The 16323-nt window shown below is 33.3% G+C and carries 12 protein-coding genes; 7 read left to right on the top strand and 5 right to left on the bottom strand.

All coding sequences use genetic code 11. The annotated features are described in order from the left end of the window. Positions 1-39 precede the first annotated feature (39 nt). Positions 40-585: a pyridoxamine 5'-phosphate oxidase family protein gene (locus AAC084_RS13395; RefSeq protein WP_339840717.1), complete on the top strand. Its 546-nt coding sequence runs from the start codon at positions 40-42 to the stop codon at positions 583-585. Here the strand turns inward: AAC084_RS13395 and AAC084_RS13400 are convergent. Both AAC084_RS13400 and bshC read right to left on the bottom strand, forming a co-directional pair. Further along, positions 582-1955, bottom strand: a complete 1374-nt coding sequence (locus AAC084_RS13400; protein ID WP_339840718.1) for a glycosyltransferase family 39 protein — start codon at positions 1953-1955, stop codon at positions 582-584. The genes AAC084_RS13395 and AAC084_RS13400 overlap by 4 nt on opposite strands. 3 nt (positions 1956-1958) lie before the next feature. Then, positions 1959-3563 carry a bacillithiol biosynthesis cysteine-adding enzyme BshC gene (gene bshC, locus AAC084_RS13405; RefSeq protein ID WP_339840719.1) on the bottom strand — a complete coding sequence of 535 codons (1605 nt, stop codon included), beginning with the start codon at positions 3561-3563 and terminating at the stop codon, positions 1959-1961. 170 nt (positions 3564-3733) lie between these two features. Here bshC and AAC084_RS13410 point away from each other — a divergent pair, with 170 nt between their 5' ends. The 4 genes from AAC084_RS13410 (at position 3734) to AAC084_RS13425 (ending at position 10144) form a co-directional block, all read left to right on the top strand. Next, positions 3734-6187 carry a M14 family metallopeptidase gene (locus tag AAC084_RS13410; RefSeq protein ID WP_339840720.1) on the top strand — a complete coding sequence of 818 codons (2454 nt, stop codon included), beginning with the start codon at positions 3734-3736 and terminating at the stop codon, positions 6185-6187. 8 nt (positions 6188-6195) lie between these two features. Next, positions 6196-6390: a DUF4177 domain-containing protein gene (locus tag AAC084_RS13415; protein WP_339840721.1), complete on the top strand. Its 195-nt coding sequence runs from the start codon at positions 6196-6198 to the stop codon at positions 6388-6390. Between the two features lie 174 nt (positions 6391-6564). Next, positions 6565-8931 (top strand): DUF2339 domain-containing protein, encoded by a 2367-nt coding sequence (locus AAC084_RS13420; RefSeq protein ID WP_339840722.1) that lies wholly within the window; start codon positions 6565-6567, stop codon positions 8929-8931. 52 nt (positions 8932-8983) lie between these two features. Then, complete coding sequence (locus tag AAC084_RS13425) at positions 8984-10144, top strand: DUF3999 family protein (RefSeq protein ID WP_339840723.1); 1161 nt, start codon at positions 8984-8986, stop codon at positions 10142-10144. 384 nt (positions 10145-10528) lie between these two features. On the opposite strand, the gene rimO is transcribed toward AAC084_RS13425, so the two are convergent. Next, positions 10529-11830, bottom strand: coding sequence for a 30S ribosomal protein S12 methylthiotransferase RimO (rimO, locus tag AAC084_RS13430; RefSeq protein WP_339840724.1), 1302 nt, complete (start codon positions 11828-11830; stop codon positions 10529-10531). A 117-nt stretch (positions 11831-11947) separates the two neighbouring features. Here rimO and AAC084_RS13435 point away from each other — a divergent pair, with 117 nt between their 5' ends. Together AAC084_RS13435 and AAC084_RS13440 are read left to right on the top strand one after the other, a co-directional pair. Then, positions 11948-13063, top strand: coding sequence for a serine hydrolase (locus AAC084_RS13435; RefSeq protein WP_339840725.1), 1116 nt, complete (start codon positions 11948-11950; stop codon positions 13061-13063). Positions 13064-13164: 101 nt separating this feature from the next. Further along, on the top strand, positions 13165-13767 hold the full coding sequence (locus AAC084_RS13440; RefSeq protein ID WP_339840726.1) for a nitroreductase family protein: 603 nt from the start codon (positions 13165-13167) through the stop codon (positions 13765-13767). An 11-nt stretch (positions 13768-13778) separates the two neighbouring features. Here AAC084_RS13440 and AAC084_RS13445 read toward each other — a convergent pair whose 3' ends face one another. Then, complete coding sequence (locus AAC084_RS13445) at positions 13779-14624, bottom strand: metallophosphoesterase (RefSeq protein ID WP_339840727.1); 846 nt, start codon at positions 14622-14624, stop codon at positions 13779-13781. A gap of 15 nt (positions 14625-14639) precedes the next feature. Further along, complete coding sequence (locus AAC084_RS13450; protein WP_339840728.1) at positions 14640-16319, bottom strand: amidase family protein; 1680 nt, start codon at positions 16317-16319, stop codon at positions 14640-14642. Positions 16320-16323: the final 4 nt, after the last annotated feature.

Consider the following 16323-nt stretch of genomic DNA (forward strand, 5'->3'; position numbering starts at 1 on the left):
TTTAAATCCTATTATTTTTACCTTTAGAAAAAAACTGCAATGATTGATTCCTTTTTTGACGAATTAAGTAAGGAAATACATAATGGTGTGGAACAAAGAGGACATCCATTTAGGTTCTTTACAATGGCAACTGTAGGTAATGAAACTATAGCAAGGCTAAGAACAGTCGTATTAAGGCATGTCTCAAAAGAGTTACAATTAACCATATATACCGATAGCCGTACTCAAAAAATAAATCACATTAATGAAAATAATCAGATAAGCCTACTTCTTTATCATCCTGAGAAATTATTGCAACTAAAAATTGATGGCGTTGCAAAAATAATTAGCGATACTGAGAGACTGAAAAAGTATTGGAATAATATTCAACCAAACAATAAAAAAGATTACATCACAAATAATAGCCCAGGTAGCAATATTAAAAATCCTGATCAGGTAGAATATATTGAAGATGAAAACTATTTTGCAATGATAGACATAACGCCTACTAAAATAGAATACCTAAAACTACAGCAACCTAATCATATACGTATAGCATTTACTAAATCAGATGAAGTATGGAACGGTACATTTCTAGTTCCTTAGTTGATGTAGAAATAAAGATTCTCCTTTTCCTTCCCAAAACCAATGATGCTATCAACAGCTATACTACTTTGGTTGATGGACTTATCTATTGAAACTTTAATCGATTCCTTATTTTTATTATTCTTGTTAGACAACGAATAATCATCTGTAGAGAATATGATTTTTTCAGGATGCAACAAACGCACATTACCCGCGTAAGTTACATTAGGCAACACCCATTGATAATCGATATACTTTGAAGATAACTTATTCGCTACTGGTTGAAAACCAAAATGTACGGAAGATGGAATTTCTAGAAGCTTTTCAATCGGAGTTCTAACCGTTTGTATAAGGATTACAGCATAAAAGAGCCAAAAACCTATCGTAACTAACTTATTACTACGATTTAGCTCAACTGATTCTAACAACAAAACAGTAAAAGGGATACATAAAGGTAATAGCCATCTAGTTTCTACCTTCGGACTTTGAAAAATCAGAAAAAATAATCCTAAAATAAGTAATTGCACCAACAACATTTTAGTAAACCAATTGAAACCCGGCTTCTTAAATTCTAAGATTTTCAAATAATAAGCTATTACCAATAATACCAGAATCATAAAACTTAAGGATAACAATCCTTTTAAATAAACCAAAACAGGAACAAAAGTAAAACCATGTAAACCTTTATCATTACCGACTTTCTCCTTTACACTTTCTTGCAAAAAAGACTCAAACCCTTCTGGCCCTATTAGCCAGTAACTATGAGGAGCTATCAACAAAAGTGAAACTAAAATGGAAACAAGAATTTTAGGATTACAAACAGCGCATCTTAACTCCTTGTCCCAAACAGAAACTAATATGAACGATATTAAAAAGAAAATATAATTGTATTTCGAAAGCAAGCCAACACCTATAAATGCACCAAATAGCAGGTAATTCAAAAACGATTTTTTACGAATCATTAATTGAATACAATAATAAGTGCCAATAATGCTAAAACACAAAAGGCTTGTATGCGATAGCCTTCTAAATGTAAAATCGATAAACACTGGTATTAAAACCAGCAACAATATAGCTAGTTTAGATTTGTCCACATACTTTATTCTCATTACTGAGAAGCGATAGAGAAACAGCAATATTCCTGCAAATAAAATTCCTCGTAAGAAGGAAAATGAGATTCTGTTTATTCCGAAAATTTTATTGACACCGTATTGTAGCCAAGTATATAATGGTGGTTGGTCATCATAACCCCATCGTAACCATTGAGAATAATAGGCTTGTTCTGCGTCTTCTAACTCCAACGCATTCTTAAATAAGGTAATCAAAGTAATTGCAAGAAATGAAATAAAGGCAAGTACTGTTATCTTATTAAGAGATACACTCTTGCCCATACTCTATTTTTTGGTAATCACTGTAAAATTCAATTCTAACGGCCGTAGTGCTTCGAATAACATTGGAAGTAATTCTTTACCGTATTCTAAATAAAACTCTGAGAAATTAAGCTGACGTTCTTGTAATGATTGATTGGGGAAAAGTTCGTTCTGTATATCTGTTAAGCGAACTACCTGATCCTTTAATTTTCTCTTTTGCGCTTGTAACAAGCGTTTCTCCAAAGCATTCAAACCTTTTTTTTGCTTGACTTCTTGTGCCTTAACAGCACCTAAAAATGACTTATCCGTTTTTTCGGTTAACGCATACATGTCCTTAAACTGATCTTCTAGTAGTTTTTTTTGAGGACCAAAATCAATATCGATATTTGAAATCTCGCGGATTTTTTTGTTGATTAAACTATTTTGCTTTAAGAATAAATCTGAAATAGAAATATTCATTCGCTTTAATTTATCAGCTTGCTTTTCGGTAATAATTAGCGCAGAATTTCTAACTAGTAAAATAGGAAAAGGTACATTCATTGCTTCGAATGCCGCCTTTAGTTCTAACCAATAAGCAATTTCACCGCCACCACCTATATAACATAGATTAGGTAGTATCACCTCTTGATACAAAGGTCTAGCTATTACATTCGGAGAAAAGCGCTCAGGGTAAGCTTCCATCTCTTCAATCAATTCTTCCTTTGAAAAAGAAATTAATGTATCATTGACAATATAATTTTCTTTGTTTTCGATAATACGTTCACGTATACCATCTTTCAAATAAAAATAATTGATTTCGCGCGGATTTACTTGAACTGAATAATCAGTAGAAATTTTTTGCAACTCTTCAATAGTTGCAGAAACAGTTTCAAAGGCGGTTTGTTCAAAAATATCTTTCTTCATATAAGGAACAAGCAATTTTTTCAAGTTTTTATCATCCCCATCAACAATTACCAACCCGTAATCCTTAAATATTTCATTCGCCAAATATCGTGTAGCACTCGTTAGATTACCATGCTTTAAATATGCATTTTCAAACATCTGCTTCAACTCTTTGGCATTGATACTATCACCTATAGAATTTGCAAACAAAGTAAATACCTCATCTAAACCTTCCGTCGCCAAATGCCCTACAGCTCCTGACACTTGCTTATTCCATTGAAACTTTAAACCTTTAAAATTGAAGTAATTAATTTCATCGAAATCATGATCTTCAGTAGCCATCCAATAAACAGGTACGAAATTCTTGTTCGGATATTCTTTCTTCAATTCTTTAGTCAGATTAATCGTAGAAATAATTTTATATAAAAAATATAGAGGCCCCGTAAACAGATTTAATTGATGACCTGTTACAATTGTAAACGTATTGTTCTCTTTTAAAAGTTCAATATTATCAGTAGTACTTTTAGATTTAATTGTGTTTCGGTATTGATTCATCATTGAACCATACAAAACATCTCTATGCTCGTCAGTGAAGTTTTTACTCTTTTCCTCTATTTGTCCCTTAAAACCTTCTATATCGGGAAACCGATTATATAATGGTTTTAGGTTAGAATCTGCAGCAATATAATCGCAAATTAGTTTTGAAAAATAACCAGTCTTTTCTAAAGGCAAACAGTCAATATCCATATAAAAATTAAAACTTGGTAAATATAAAACCCTTTCGTTTTACATTTCCTAAATATAAGTTAATTACAACAAGTATTAAATACTCATTTACTCGGTGAAATACCTGTAAAATACATCAAATTTTGCATATAATTTAATAGATTTGACTAGTACAGAATACAAATAACCATATGAAACTAATTTTACGCTACGCCCTTCTATTTATTCCTCTATTAAGTATAGCCCAATTAAAATCACCTTCAGAATTTTTGGGTTATGAATTAGGAACACAGTTTACCAGACATCACGAAGTTGTTGATTACTACAAATATTTGTCGGAAGCTGAACCACAACGAATGAATCTTATTGAGTACGGTAAAACCAATGAGCGTAGACCATTATTATTAGCCACCATCTCTACCAAAGAAAACATGGATAACCTAGAACAAATAAGGTTAGAACATTTGAAAGGTATTAAAGGAGAAGGTACACCTGACAAAGCTATTGTTTGGCTTAGTTACAATGTTCATGGTAATGAAAGTGTAAGCACTGAGGCTTCAATGCAAACCATTTACGATTTATTGACAGGAAAACGTAGTTACCTTGAAGATGTTGTTGTGTTAATAGACCCATGTATTAATCCTGATGGTAGAGATCGCTATGTAAACTGGTACAACCAATTCAAAAATTCACCAAACCAAATAGACCCTAATAGTAAAGAGCATCATGAAAACTGGTGGAGCGGTCGTAGTAATCATTACATGTTCGATTTAAATCGTGATTGGGCTTGGTTAACACAAGTTGAAAGTCAACAACGCTTAAAACAGTTCAACAAATGGTTACCTCACGTACATGTAGATTTTCACGAGCAAGGCGTTGATAATCCATACTATTTTGCTCCGGCAGCGGAACCATTTCATGAAGTTATTACCGATTTTCAGAGAGAATTTCAAGAGACTATTGGAAAAAATCATGCTAAATATTTTGACCAAAACGGATGGTTCTATTTTACAAAAGAGGTATTCGACCTTCTTTATCCAAGTTATGGAGATACCTACCCCACGTATAACGGTGGCATTGGTATGACGTATGAGCAAGGTGGCGGTGGTCGAGCTGGCCTAGGTATCATCACTGGTATTGGAGATACTCTTACTTTAAAAGATCGTATAGCTCATCATTACACCACTGGTTTGTCAACTGTAGAAGTAGCTTCAAAAAATGTAAACAAGTTAAATGATGAGTTTAAGAAGTTTCATCAAAAAAAGGATTATAAATACAATAGTTATGTATTAAATGGCAACCCTGATAAACTAGAAGCTTTAACAACTCTGTTGAGTAAACACGAAATAGAATATAAAATCGGTAGTAATAGCTCTGTAAAAGGATACAATTATACAACAGGAAAATCTGGAACTTTAAGAAGCTCAGATAAGAGCATCGTTATTTCTTCCGATCAACCGAAAAGTACCTTGGTAAAGGTGTTATTTGAACCTAGAGCTAAGCTAAGTGATTCGGTTACGTACGATATTACGGCCTGGTCTTTACCTTATGCCTATGGTCTAGATGCAATTGCAAGTGAGAGTAATGTTAGCGGTACTATCGCTAACACTTTTAATACAAATTCTGAAACTGCAAAACCAGATAGCTATGCATATTTAGCTGATTGGAACAGTATGAAAGATGCACAATTCTTAGCCGAACTACTACGAAATAAAATTCGTGTTCGATATGCGCATAAGCCTTTCACACTAGACGGTATAGCTCATGAACGCGGTACGCTAATTATTACTAAAAGTGATAACAAACAAGTGAAGAACTTTAATGAGTTATTGACAAATGCGTCGAAAAATCACAATAAAAACCTAATCTCAACAAACACAGGTTTTGTAGAAAGTGGTAAGGACTTTGGTTCTGGTTATGTTGATCTAATTCAAAACTTAAACATTGCAGTTCTATCAGGGGAACCTACCTCTACCCTTCGATTTGGAGAAATATGGAACTTTTTCGAACAACAATTAAACTACCCTATATCAGTATTAGATGAGGATTATTTTGCTAGAGTTGATTTAACTAAATATGATATTCTTATTCTACCCGATGGACGAGGTTATAACAGCTTTTTATCAACTCAAATTAAAGAAAAAATAAAAGACTGGGTAAAACGTGGAGGGAAATTAATTGCGATGGGTGGTGCTATTGACGGTTTAACGGCATCAGATAAAGATTTCTCTTTAACAGCAAAAGAAATTAAAAAAGATTCAACCAATACGATATCCTCTTTTGAAATATCTGAAAGAGAACAGATTAAATCAACGATTACAGGGGCTATTTTTAAAGCTACGGTAGATAATACAAATCCTTTAGCATATGGTTATGACGACACCTATTTCACTTTAAAATTGGGAGCTAGAGCATATAAATATCTAGAAAATGGTAGTGCCGTTTATCTTAGTGAAGGTGCGAACGAACCGGTATCTGGTTTCGCTGGTAGCGAAGCTAAAAAGGAAATAGCTGAAACATTAATTTTCGGAACTGAAGATATGGGTCGAGGTCAAGTAATCTATATGATTGACAATCCACTTTTTAGAGGCTTTTGGGAAAATGGAAAACTATTTTTCGCAAATGCCCTTTTTATGGTCAAATAAAAAAACCAATGAAAGAATACAAAGTTGAAACTCTTATTTATTATTCTAAATTAACCTTCGATAAATATCATATTGTTGATTCTTCGAAAAAAGATATTCAAGAAAAATTAAACAGTTATGCAAAAGACGGTTGGAGATTAGCATCTACCGATGCTTCTAACTTTGGTGCCGCTATGTACATCTATTTATATTTTGAAAAATAACCACCTGCCATTGATTTTCGTTGCAAAACAATTTTACCTAAATATCCCTGAAACACTTAAACCAGTTTCAGGGATATTTTATTTAAGATAAGCTGAATATTCTTGCCAACATATTTGCATCTTTTACGTTTATCTTAAGACAACTTAATTAAAAGCTACAATAAACCAATCTTTATGGCTAACGACCAAGACCAAATTAATACACTGTTGCAAAAATTAGAACTTCTTTTAAAAAAGCAGCAAGATTTTAATATTGAGGTTAATGAAATTCGCAGAGATATTCAAATACTCAAAAATACTCAGGCAATTAAGTTTAGTCAAGCACAAGAAGAACCAGCCAATGAACCTGAAAAGGAACACGTATTAAATCCTACTGTTTTCAATGAACCTGAATTAATACAAACACAAAATGAGGCCAATGAAGTCCCGGTTGCTGCTCAAGAACAACCTATTGATAAATCTGTTAAGAAAATTTCCGCTCCAAAAAGAAAATCAAGCCTTGAAGAATTCATCGGAGAAAACCTCATTAATAAAATTGGAATTTTAATTACTGTAATCGGTGTTGTCATTGGCGCAAAATACTCTATAGAAAACAATTTAATAAGTCCGCTTACTCGAATAATCCTTGGCTATTTAGTTGGTTTAGGCTTATTAGGTTTTGCTTTTAAATTAAAAGTAAAATATGAAAGTTACAGCGCAGTATTAATAAGTGGTGCATTGGCCATCTTATATTTTATCACATTCGCTGCTTATGACTTATACGGACTTTTTCCGCAACTATTCGCATTCGGCATTATGCTATTATGCACTGTTTTTGGAGTTGTAGCCTCCCTTAACTATAATAAACAAGTAATAGCGCATATTGGTTTGGTTGGTGCATATGGTGTGCCATTTTTACTGAGTAATAATTCTGGAAACACCACAGTTTTATTCAGCTACATGGCCCTTATAAATATTGGAATACTAGTCATCTCTTTAAAAAAATATTGGAAAGCTCTTTATTATGTCTCATTTACCTTTACTTGGTTGATATATGGAGCTTGGTATGCGTTTAATAGCATAGACGCAGATTTTTATATGGGCTTTACTTTTCTCACAGTTTTCTTTCTCATCTTTTATGCAACATTTTTAGCTTTCAAATTGCTAAAATCAGAACAATTTAAGGTTGGAGATATCATCTTAATTTTATTGAATTCATTCATTTTTTATGGCCTTGGAATTGCTTGGCTGTACGATTATGAAAATGGCGAGTCATATTTAGGACTTTTCACGATAATAAATGCATTGATACATTTTTCGGTAACATTGTTCATTTACAAGAAAAAATTAGCAGACCGAAAATTATTCTTTTTAACCTCCGGCTTTGTACTTACGTTTATAACCATTGCCATACCAGTACAATTAGATGGTAACTGGGTAACTCTCATTTGGGCATTTGAAGCTGCGCTACTTTTTTGGATAGGACGAACTAAAAAGGTTTCGTTCTACGAACATTTATCTTACATAATGATGGTATTAGCCATTTTAAGTTTGATTATGGATTGGACATATACGTATGAACATATAGGCTCATATGATAGTTTAGAAAAACCCAAACCATTCTTCAATATTACATTGCTCACTTCTTTACTTTGTGTTATTGCATTTAGTTTTATGACTTGGATTCAGATGAAATTTAATCTAGAAAAGAAGACGGCACTCAATAAATTGATGGAGATTGGGCTACCCGCTATATTTATTTTGACACTATATTTCTCATTTTATTTAGAGATAGGCTATTACTGGAACGATGCTTTTCAAGCATCTAAAATACAGCATTTAGAAACTGACAGTTATTACCCTGATTATAATTACAACTTAATAGATTTAGGAATTATATGGAAGTTTATCTACACAATGCTTTTCGTTAGTGTTCTCAGCTTACTAAATACCTTTAAAATTAAAAACAAAGCGTTAGGCATAGTTGCGTTATGTTCTAGCCTATTCGTTGTATTAGCGTTTCTTAGTAACGGGCTTTACACCTTTAGTGAACTAAGAGAAAATTTTATAACACAAGAACTTTCTGAATATTATCAAATAGGCAATTACAACATATATATCAGATATATTGGTTTCGCTTTTTTTGCATTCTTATTATTTTCAATTCATAGATTAGTTCGACGAAACTTCATGAAAATCAATTATAAAGTACCTTTCGAAATTCTTTTGCATATATCCATTATCTGGATAGCAAGTAGTGAGTTATTAAATTGGATGGATTTAGCAGGTTCAGAGCAATCGTATAAATTAGGCTTGAGTATCTTATGGGGTCTTTATGCTCTTTTACTAATTGCCTTAGGCATCTGGAAAAAGAAAAAACACCTTCGTATTGGTGCGATAACTCTTTTCTCTTTCACTTTGATCAAGTTATTTTTCTATGACATTTCATCATTGAATACTATTTCTAAAACTATTGTATTTGTCTCGCTCGGAGTTTTATTACTGATCATTTCTTTTCTTTATAATAAATACAAATACATTATCGCAGATGAAAGTAAATAACAGCCTTCTCATATTCTTTATCTTTTTGTCTACATCATTTTGCTTTGGCCAGATGAAATCTTATTCAAAAAAAATAGAATTAAAAGGAATAGAGAATCAATGGCACACAATTGAATTACCAAATGAAGTCTTAGAAAATGTAAATTCGAATTTTACCGATATCCGAATTTACGGCTTAACCGCAACCGATACAATTGAAGCGCCTTACCTTCATAAGGTATCAAAAGCAGTAGAGGCAAACTCATCGATTTCTTTTAATCTTTTGAATACAGTCAATAATGCCCAGGGGTTTTTCTATACTTATGAATTACCCGAGAATAAAACCATTAATGAGATAAAATTAAACTTCGAAGAACCCAATTTTAATTGGCTTGTTACTCTTGAAGGAAGTCAAAATCAAACAGAATGGTTCACCGTTTTAGATGATTACCGTATTCTTTCTATTGTTAACGATCAAACAGATTACTCATTTACTAGATTGAAATTTCCTGATGCTAATTTCAAATATTATAGGCTATTGATTAAAAGCATTGAGAAGCCAACATTAGAATCTGTAAAAGTTTTAAAGAAAGCGAAAAAATTAGCGCTATACCGTGAGTATTCCGTCAGTTCATTTAATGTTTCGCAAGAAAAAAAGAACACTATTATTCAGGTAGATTTAAAAAGTAGGGCTCCATTAAACCTTTTAAAACTTACCGTAGATGACGACATTGACTACTACAGGCCTATTTCAATACAATACCTTGCAGACAGTGTTAAAACAGAAAAAGGATATCACTACAACTACAGATCGCTAGCCACAAGAACGCTTTCTTCTATGGAAGAAAACAGTTTTCAGTTACCTAGCATTATGGCTCAAAAACTTCGCATCATTATTTCTAACAATGATAATCAACCTCTGAAAATTTCTAATGTTAATCTTAAAGGGTATATACATACATTGACAGCTCGCTTTACCGAACCAACAACATATTTTCTTGTTTACGGTAAAACAAATGATAAAGCGCCTAATTATGATATAGCGAAAACTTCTATTTCTATTCCAGAAAACATTTCCAGTCTACAATTCGGCGATGCAACTAACATTCCAAAACCGACAATCGACACCGCAAAACCTCTATTCGAAAATCAATTGTGGCTTTGGTCTGTTCTTGGGATCATTATTGCTTTATTGGGTTATTTTACAATTAGAATGATGAAAAAAGAAATATAGAAAATCTAACCTTGTCTGTAAATACATTTTGACTTAGATCCATTTTTCTATCCTAATTATCTATCAGATAACTTTGCTTTTATTACTGTTTTAGCCATTTCTTTCCGATCTGGGTATCAATAGATCGGCATGTGTTAATTGAATGAGTTTTCTATATCAAACTAGCAATATATTATGTATTCCAAACTGTCCACAGCCAAAATATTAAAAAAATGAACATTAAATAATATGTCTCAATTTTTTTATCGCTAGTGTTCAAGTATTTACTCTTACGCCTAAGATGAGCGTAACAGATATTGCCGAAACATAAAAATCTTGTTTAAAACTTATAGTTGGTTTGGTTTATGACTTTACAACCTATACGAATATCATTTTATAAAATAATTAAACCGGCTCACCATAAAGGTCAAAATCTGCTGCTTCCGTAATTTTTATATTAATGAATTCACCTTGCTTCACATAATGCTTTGCAGCATCAATAAGAACCTCATTATCCACATCTGGCGAATCGTACTCAGTTCTACCAATAAAATAGTTTCCTTCTTTACGGTCAATAATACAACGAAAAGTTTCTCCTACTTTCTTCTGGTTTAGTTCCCAAGATATTTGAGATTGAATTTCCATGATAATATTGGCTCGCTCCTGTTTTGTTTCCTCTGGCACATCGTCTTCTAAAGAAAATGCATGTGTATTTTCTTCATGGCTATAAGTAAAACAACCTAACCGCTCAAAACGCATGGCAACAACCCAATTTTTAAGTGTCTCAAAATCTTCTTCAGTTTCGCCTGGGTAACCAACTATAAGCGTTGTTCTAATCGTCATTTCTGGTACTGCAACCCTAAATTCTTGTAACAACTTAGTTGTTTTGGCCTCAGTGGTACCTCGACGCATACTTTTCAAAATTCGGTCAGAAATATGTTGTAGAGGAATGTCCAAGTAGTTACAAACTTTTGGTTCTCTATTCATTACATCTAACACATCCATCGGGAAACCTGTAGGAAATGCATAATGTAAACGTATCCATTCAATACCTTCTATCTTTACTAAAGCTTCTAAAAGTTCAGCAAGATTTCTTTTCTTATATAAATCAAGACCGTAATAAGTAAGATCCTGTGCTATCAAAATAAGCTCTTTTACTCCTTTAGCAGCTAATTTCTCCGATTCCGTCACTAAATCCTCAATAGATTTACTTTTGTGCTTACCACGCATTATAGGAATTGCACAGAAAGAACAAGGTCTATCACAACCTTCAGCTATTTTAAGATAAGCATAGTTCTTTGGTGTAGTCGTTAATCGCTCTCCTATCAATTCATGCTTATAGTCAGCACCCAAGGCTTTTAGCAAACCTGGTAGCTCACTAGTACCGAAGTATTCATCAACATTAGGAATTTCCTTTTGTAAATCTGGCTTGTAACGCTCACTTAAGCAGCCAGTAACAAAAACTTTATCCACTACTCCATCTTCTTTCTTTTGAACATACTCTAAAATGGTATTAACACTTTCTTCTTTGGCATTTGCAATGAAACCACAAGTATTAATAACGACTATGTTTCCTTCCTCTTCATGTACAACTTCTTTGTTGTTGGCCTTTAATTGACCCATGAGTACTTCAGAATCATAAACATTCTTTGAACAACCTAGAGTTACTACGTTGATTTTGTTCTTCTTAAGGGTTTTTGTCCTCATAATTTTAATTGGGGTGCAAAAATACGATTTGGGTCTTTAAAAACGTTAGATATGGACAAATTTACCAGTAATCTTTTACCAATTATTTAAAATAATACCCCAAACTAAAACTTGACAATGAAATTTCCCCAATATTTCAGCTTACTTATCGTGTCATCATTACTTTTTGCCTGTTCGAGTGAATCTGATTCTGATACTGAAAAAAGTGGAACACCAGCTGTTATTACTCCAGTACCTCTTGACACTTATTTTCCACCAACAACAAGAACAGACGAATGGGAAACTGTTTCAATGAAAACTTTTGGATGGGATGAAAACCAAGTCGATAATTTATATACCTATTTAGAAGATAATGATACTGATGCTTTCTTAATCTTGAAAGACGGTAGAATTGTCATTGAAAAATATTTTGGGGATTTCACTAAAGATGATAATCATGCTTGGAATTCTGCCGGAAAAAACCTGACTTCAATGCTGACTGGTATTGCACAACAGGAAGAATATATCAGCATTACCGATGCTACTTCGAACTATTTAGGTGAAGGTTGGTCAAGTTTGACAATCGACCAAGAATCAAGCATTACGATAGAAAATCAACTAACGATGACCACCGGTTTAGATTATAATGTCGAAGATGCCTTTTGTACAGACCCTGAATGTTTAAATTACTTAAATGAAATAAGCACCACTTGGTTTTATCATAATGCTCCGTACACTTTACTTGATGACGTAATTGCAAATGCTACCAACACAGATTTTAATTCGTATTTCTCTGAGAAAATAAAAGAGCCTACTGGTATGCAAGGTTTGTTTATCGAAGTTGGCTACAACAATGTTTTCTTTAGCACGGCTAGAAGTATGGCCCGATTCGGGATTTTAAATTTAAATAAAGGCGTTTGGAATGACACGATTATCCTATCTGATATCTCCTATTTTAATTCTATGACCAATTCTTCTCAAGACTTAAACCTTTCTTACGGTTATTTGTATTGGTTAAATGGAAAGAGTAGTTATCGATTACCAGGTTCTGAAGTTGAATTTACAGGAAGCTTAATACCTAATGCACCTGCAGATCTATACGCTGGCTTAGGAAAAAACGACCAGAAATTATATATGGTACCAAGTTTAGACTTGGTAGTGGTTAGAATGGGTGGCGCTAGCAACGAAATTCTATTAGGTCCTTCAAGTTTTGATAATGAACTATGGGAACTGATCAACGAAATCATACAATAAGTTTAATTTTAAAACTTCGATTATCCTTTTTACAAATATCTTAAGAGCCTAGTGCAATTTTAGGAAGTAACAATTCCTATTTTTGTAAAAAAAAGAATTTGATGGATTTTAGAAAATTTGCTGAAAAAAGATATACCACAAAAAAGTACGATGCTTCCAAGAAGATTTCAGAAGCACATATCGAAGATTTAAAGCATATTTTAAAGCTTAGCCCATCATCTATTAATAGCCAACCTTGGCTATTTACATTTGTTTCTCATAAAGAAACAAAAGAGGCATTAGCTGAAGCATCTTTCTTTAACGCACCTAAGATAAATAATGCAAGTCATCTAGTCGTTTTTAGTGTTCAGGACAATCTCGAACAATTCGAACGCCATGTAGAGGAAAATTTAGCAGAGGGTTCCGTTAATTACTATATGCAATTTCTTAAAGAGCAACCTGCGGAAAAAACCATTAATTGGCTGACTCAACAAGTATATTTATCTCTAGGATTTTTCTTAGCTGCCTGTGCTGCAATGGAAATAGATTCTACCCCAATGGAAGGTATTGAGCCAGAAAAATATAAGGAAATTCTCAAAATAAAAGACCATAAGGTGTTATTTTCTGTTGCCATAGGATATCGTGATCCCGAAGATGGTAATCAACCTAAAATAAATGGTAAATCTAGATTAGCAATTAATAAGGTTATAAATTCTATTGAATAAGCATGAGATAGTTATTCTTCCCTCATTAATTCAAACAAGGTTATTTCTGGTCTAACATTAAAACGAACCTGAAGAAGGCAACCTAAAGCACTATTTATATAAAGTGTTCTACCGTCTTCTAAGTCTATTTCACCCGCATCGTACTTTTTATTTTTTACAGGAAGCAATAGTGGAGGTAAAAAAGGTGGTTTTACTTGTCCGCCATGGGTATGCCCAGAAAGAATCCAACCTTTGAAATTATTCCAAACAGACAGGTCACAAACATCAGGGTTATGGCAAAGAGCTATATTCGCCTTTGTAGCATCAAACTTCTTTGTTGCTTCTTCAGGTTGAAAATTTATTCCCCAAAGGTCATCTATGCCTAAAAAATTGATTCCGTTCAACTCAACAGCATCATTTCTTAATACTGTAACACCAACATCTTCTAAACTCTTTGTAATGCTTCTCGCAACCGACTCTTCTGAATAATCTAAACCATAATCATGATTCCCTAGTACACCAATTATTCCTAAACTACCAGTTACTACATGCTTCAGCACCTCTTGCAATTGTATAATTTGCTCGTTATTATCATAGCTAACATAGTCACCTGTATATACTACAAAATCAGGCTTAAGCTCTTGTGCCTCTTTAAAAGAATCTATAATATATTGGTAATCAAAACTATTACCAATATGTATGTCGCTTATCTGCATTAAGGTTTTACCTACAAGCTTTTTTGGTAAATTTTTCAATGGCATTTTTACATGAACAAATTCCATCCAAAAAGGTTCAATCTGCCAACTATACAATCCTGTTAAAACACCTAAGCCAACTCCCCACTGAAAAGTTTTCTTTATAAACCTTCTCCTTTTCATTCTTAACTAAAGAATTTAATTATCGTATCCGGCAGGCATTACTCGAATTTTTGAATGTTTTTCAAAAGCTCTACCAATACACAACAAATTAGCTTCTGAAAATTGCTTGCCGATGAAAGTAAGACTAATTGGTTCTCCCGAAGCCTTATACCCCATAGGAACTGTAAGAGCTGGATACTTGGCAACGGCCGCGTAACCCGCATGATAATTATTGATAGATAATACAGCATCTAACTTATGTTGATCCATTACTGAATCAAAAAAAGCACGCCCATTTTTTTCAAGAGTTGATTTTATTTCCTCTAATTGTTGCACCGATGTAGAATCAGAAATAATACCTTCAAAAAGTGCTTGACCATAAGGAATTCTAGTTAAAGAATCAGCCTTATTAAATGCAATCGCATCAGCAATGGAAGTGATTTTTACCAAATCAGCATTCGTATATTCTTTTAAATAAGCAGGTAAATCAATACGCATATCAATATTCAGAATGCTTAGAAAACCATCCATCGAAACCTCTGGCGGTGTAAACGCTATTATTGTAGCGCCGGCATCTTCCAAACCTTCAACAGTTTTTCGATATATACTATCTGTTTCCATTAACTCGTTAATAGCTCCCAATCTCATTTCTTTGAATGACTTAGGATGAAGACCTGCGGATAATATCCCAGGAAAGTCGTCGTCAACTGATTTTGAATCCATTTCATCATAACCCAGCATAGCAGACAATAAAATAGCGTTGTCAACAACATTCTTAGTCATCGGGCCAGGAGTATCTAAAGTACTAGAAATAGGAACTATACCAGAGCGACTTAACAAGCCGATTGTAGGTTTTAAACCTACTACAGAATTTTGACTACTTGGTGATAATATTGACCCTGAAGTTTCTGTACCAACTGCAGCGACTGCATAATTGGCTGCAACAGCGGTACCACTACCTGAACTTGACCCACCAGTTTCAAAAACTCTACGCCCATAAGGATTTAGAGTTTGACCTCCATAAGCACTATACCCAACAGGACATCCCGAACATAAGAAATAAGCCCATTCACTTAAGTTCACTTTACCTAAAATAAGCGCACCATTCTTTTTTAATTCTTCTACAATGAACGAATCTTCAACCTCATTATCAGTTAACGCAATAGACCCAGCCGTAGTTTTCATACCAGCGGTATTGATGTTATCTTTTAATAAAATTGGCATACCGTAAATAGGATGTTGTAATTGTGAAGCGGTTCCCAACTTCTTTTCTTCATCTAACCTTCGTGCCTCCCTAACAACATCTTTATTTAGTGCTATAATTGTATTTAAGGTAGTAGCATTGTTCAACTCATACTTATAAATACGATACAAATAAAATAATACCAAATTTTCATAGGTCAGTTCATTCTCTTGAATGTGATGACGAATAGTGAAAATATTCTGTTCCAATATCATAGGAATTAAGGCCTCATAATCAGCCTCACTTAATTTCGAAACTTCACCGTACAAAGGTTTGAATACGTCATTTTTATCAAGCACCTTAGACTGAATCAATTTATATTGCATACGTCCTTTTTCATGGTCTACATTTGCTGCTACTTCCACTGAATCATTATATGGAGTCCATAAAATCAGTTCATCTTTCATTGAATCTTTCTCATTTTTACACGCACTCAATATAATGATCACCACTAACAACAAATGCTTTTTCATAATG

The sequence above is a fragment of the uncultured Maribacter sp. genome (assembly GCF_963977385.1).
GTDB lineage: Bacteria > Bacteroidota > Bacteroidia > Flavobacteriales > Flavobacteriaceae > Maribacter.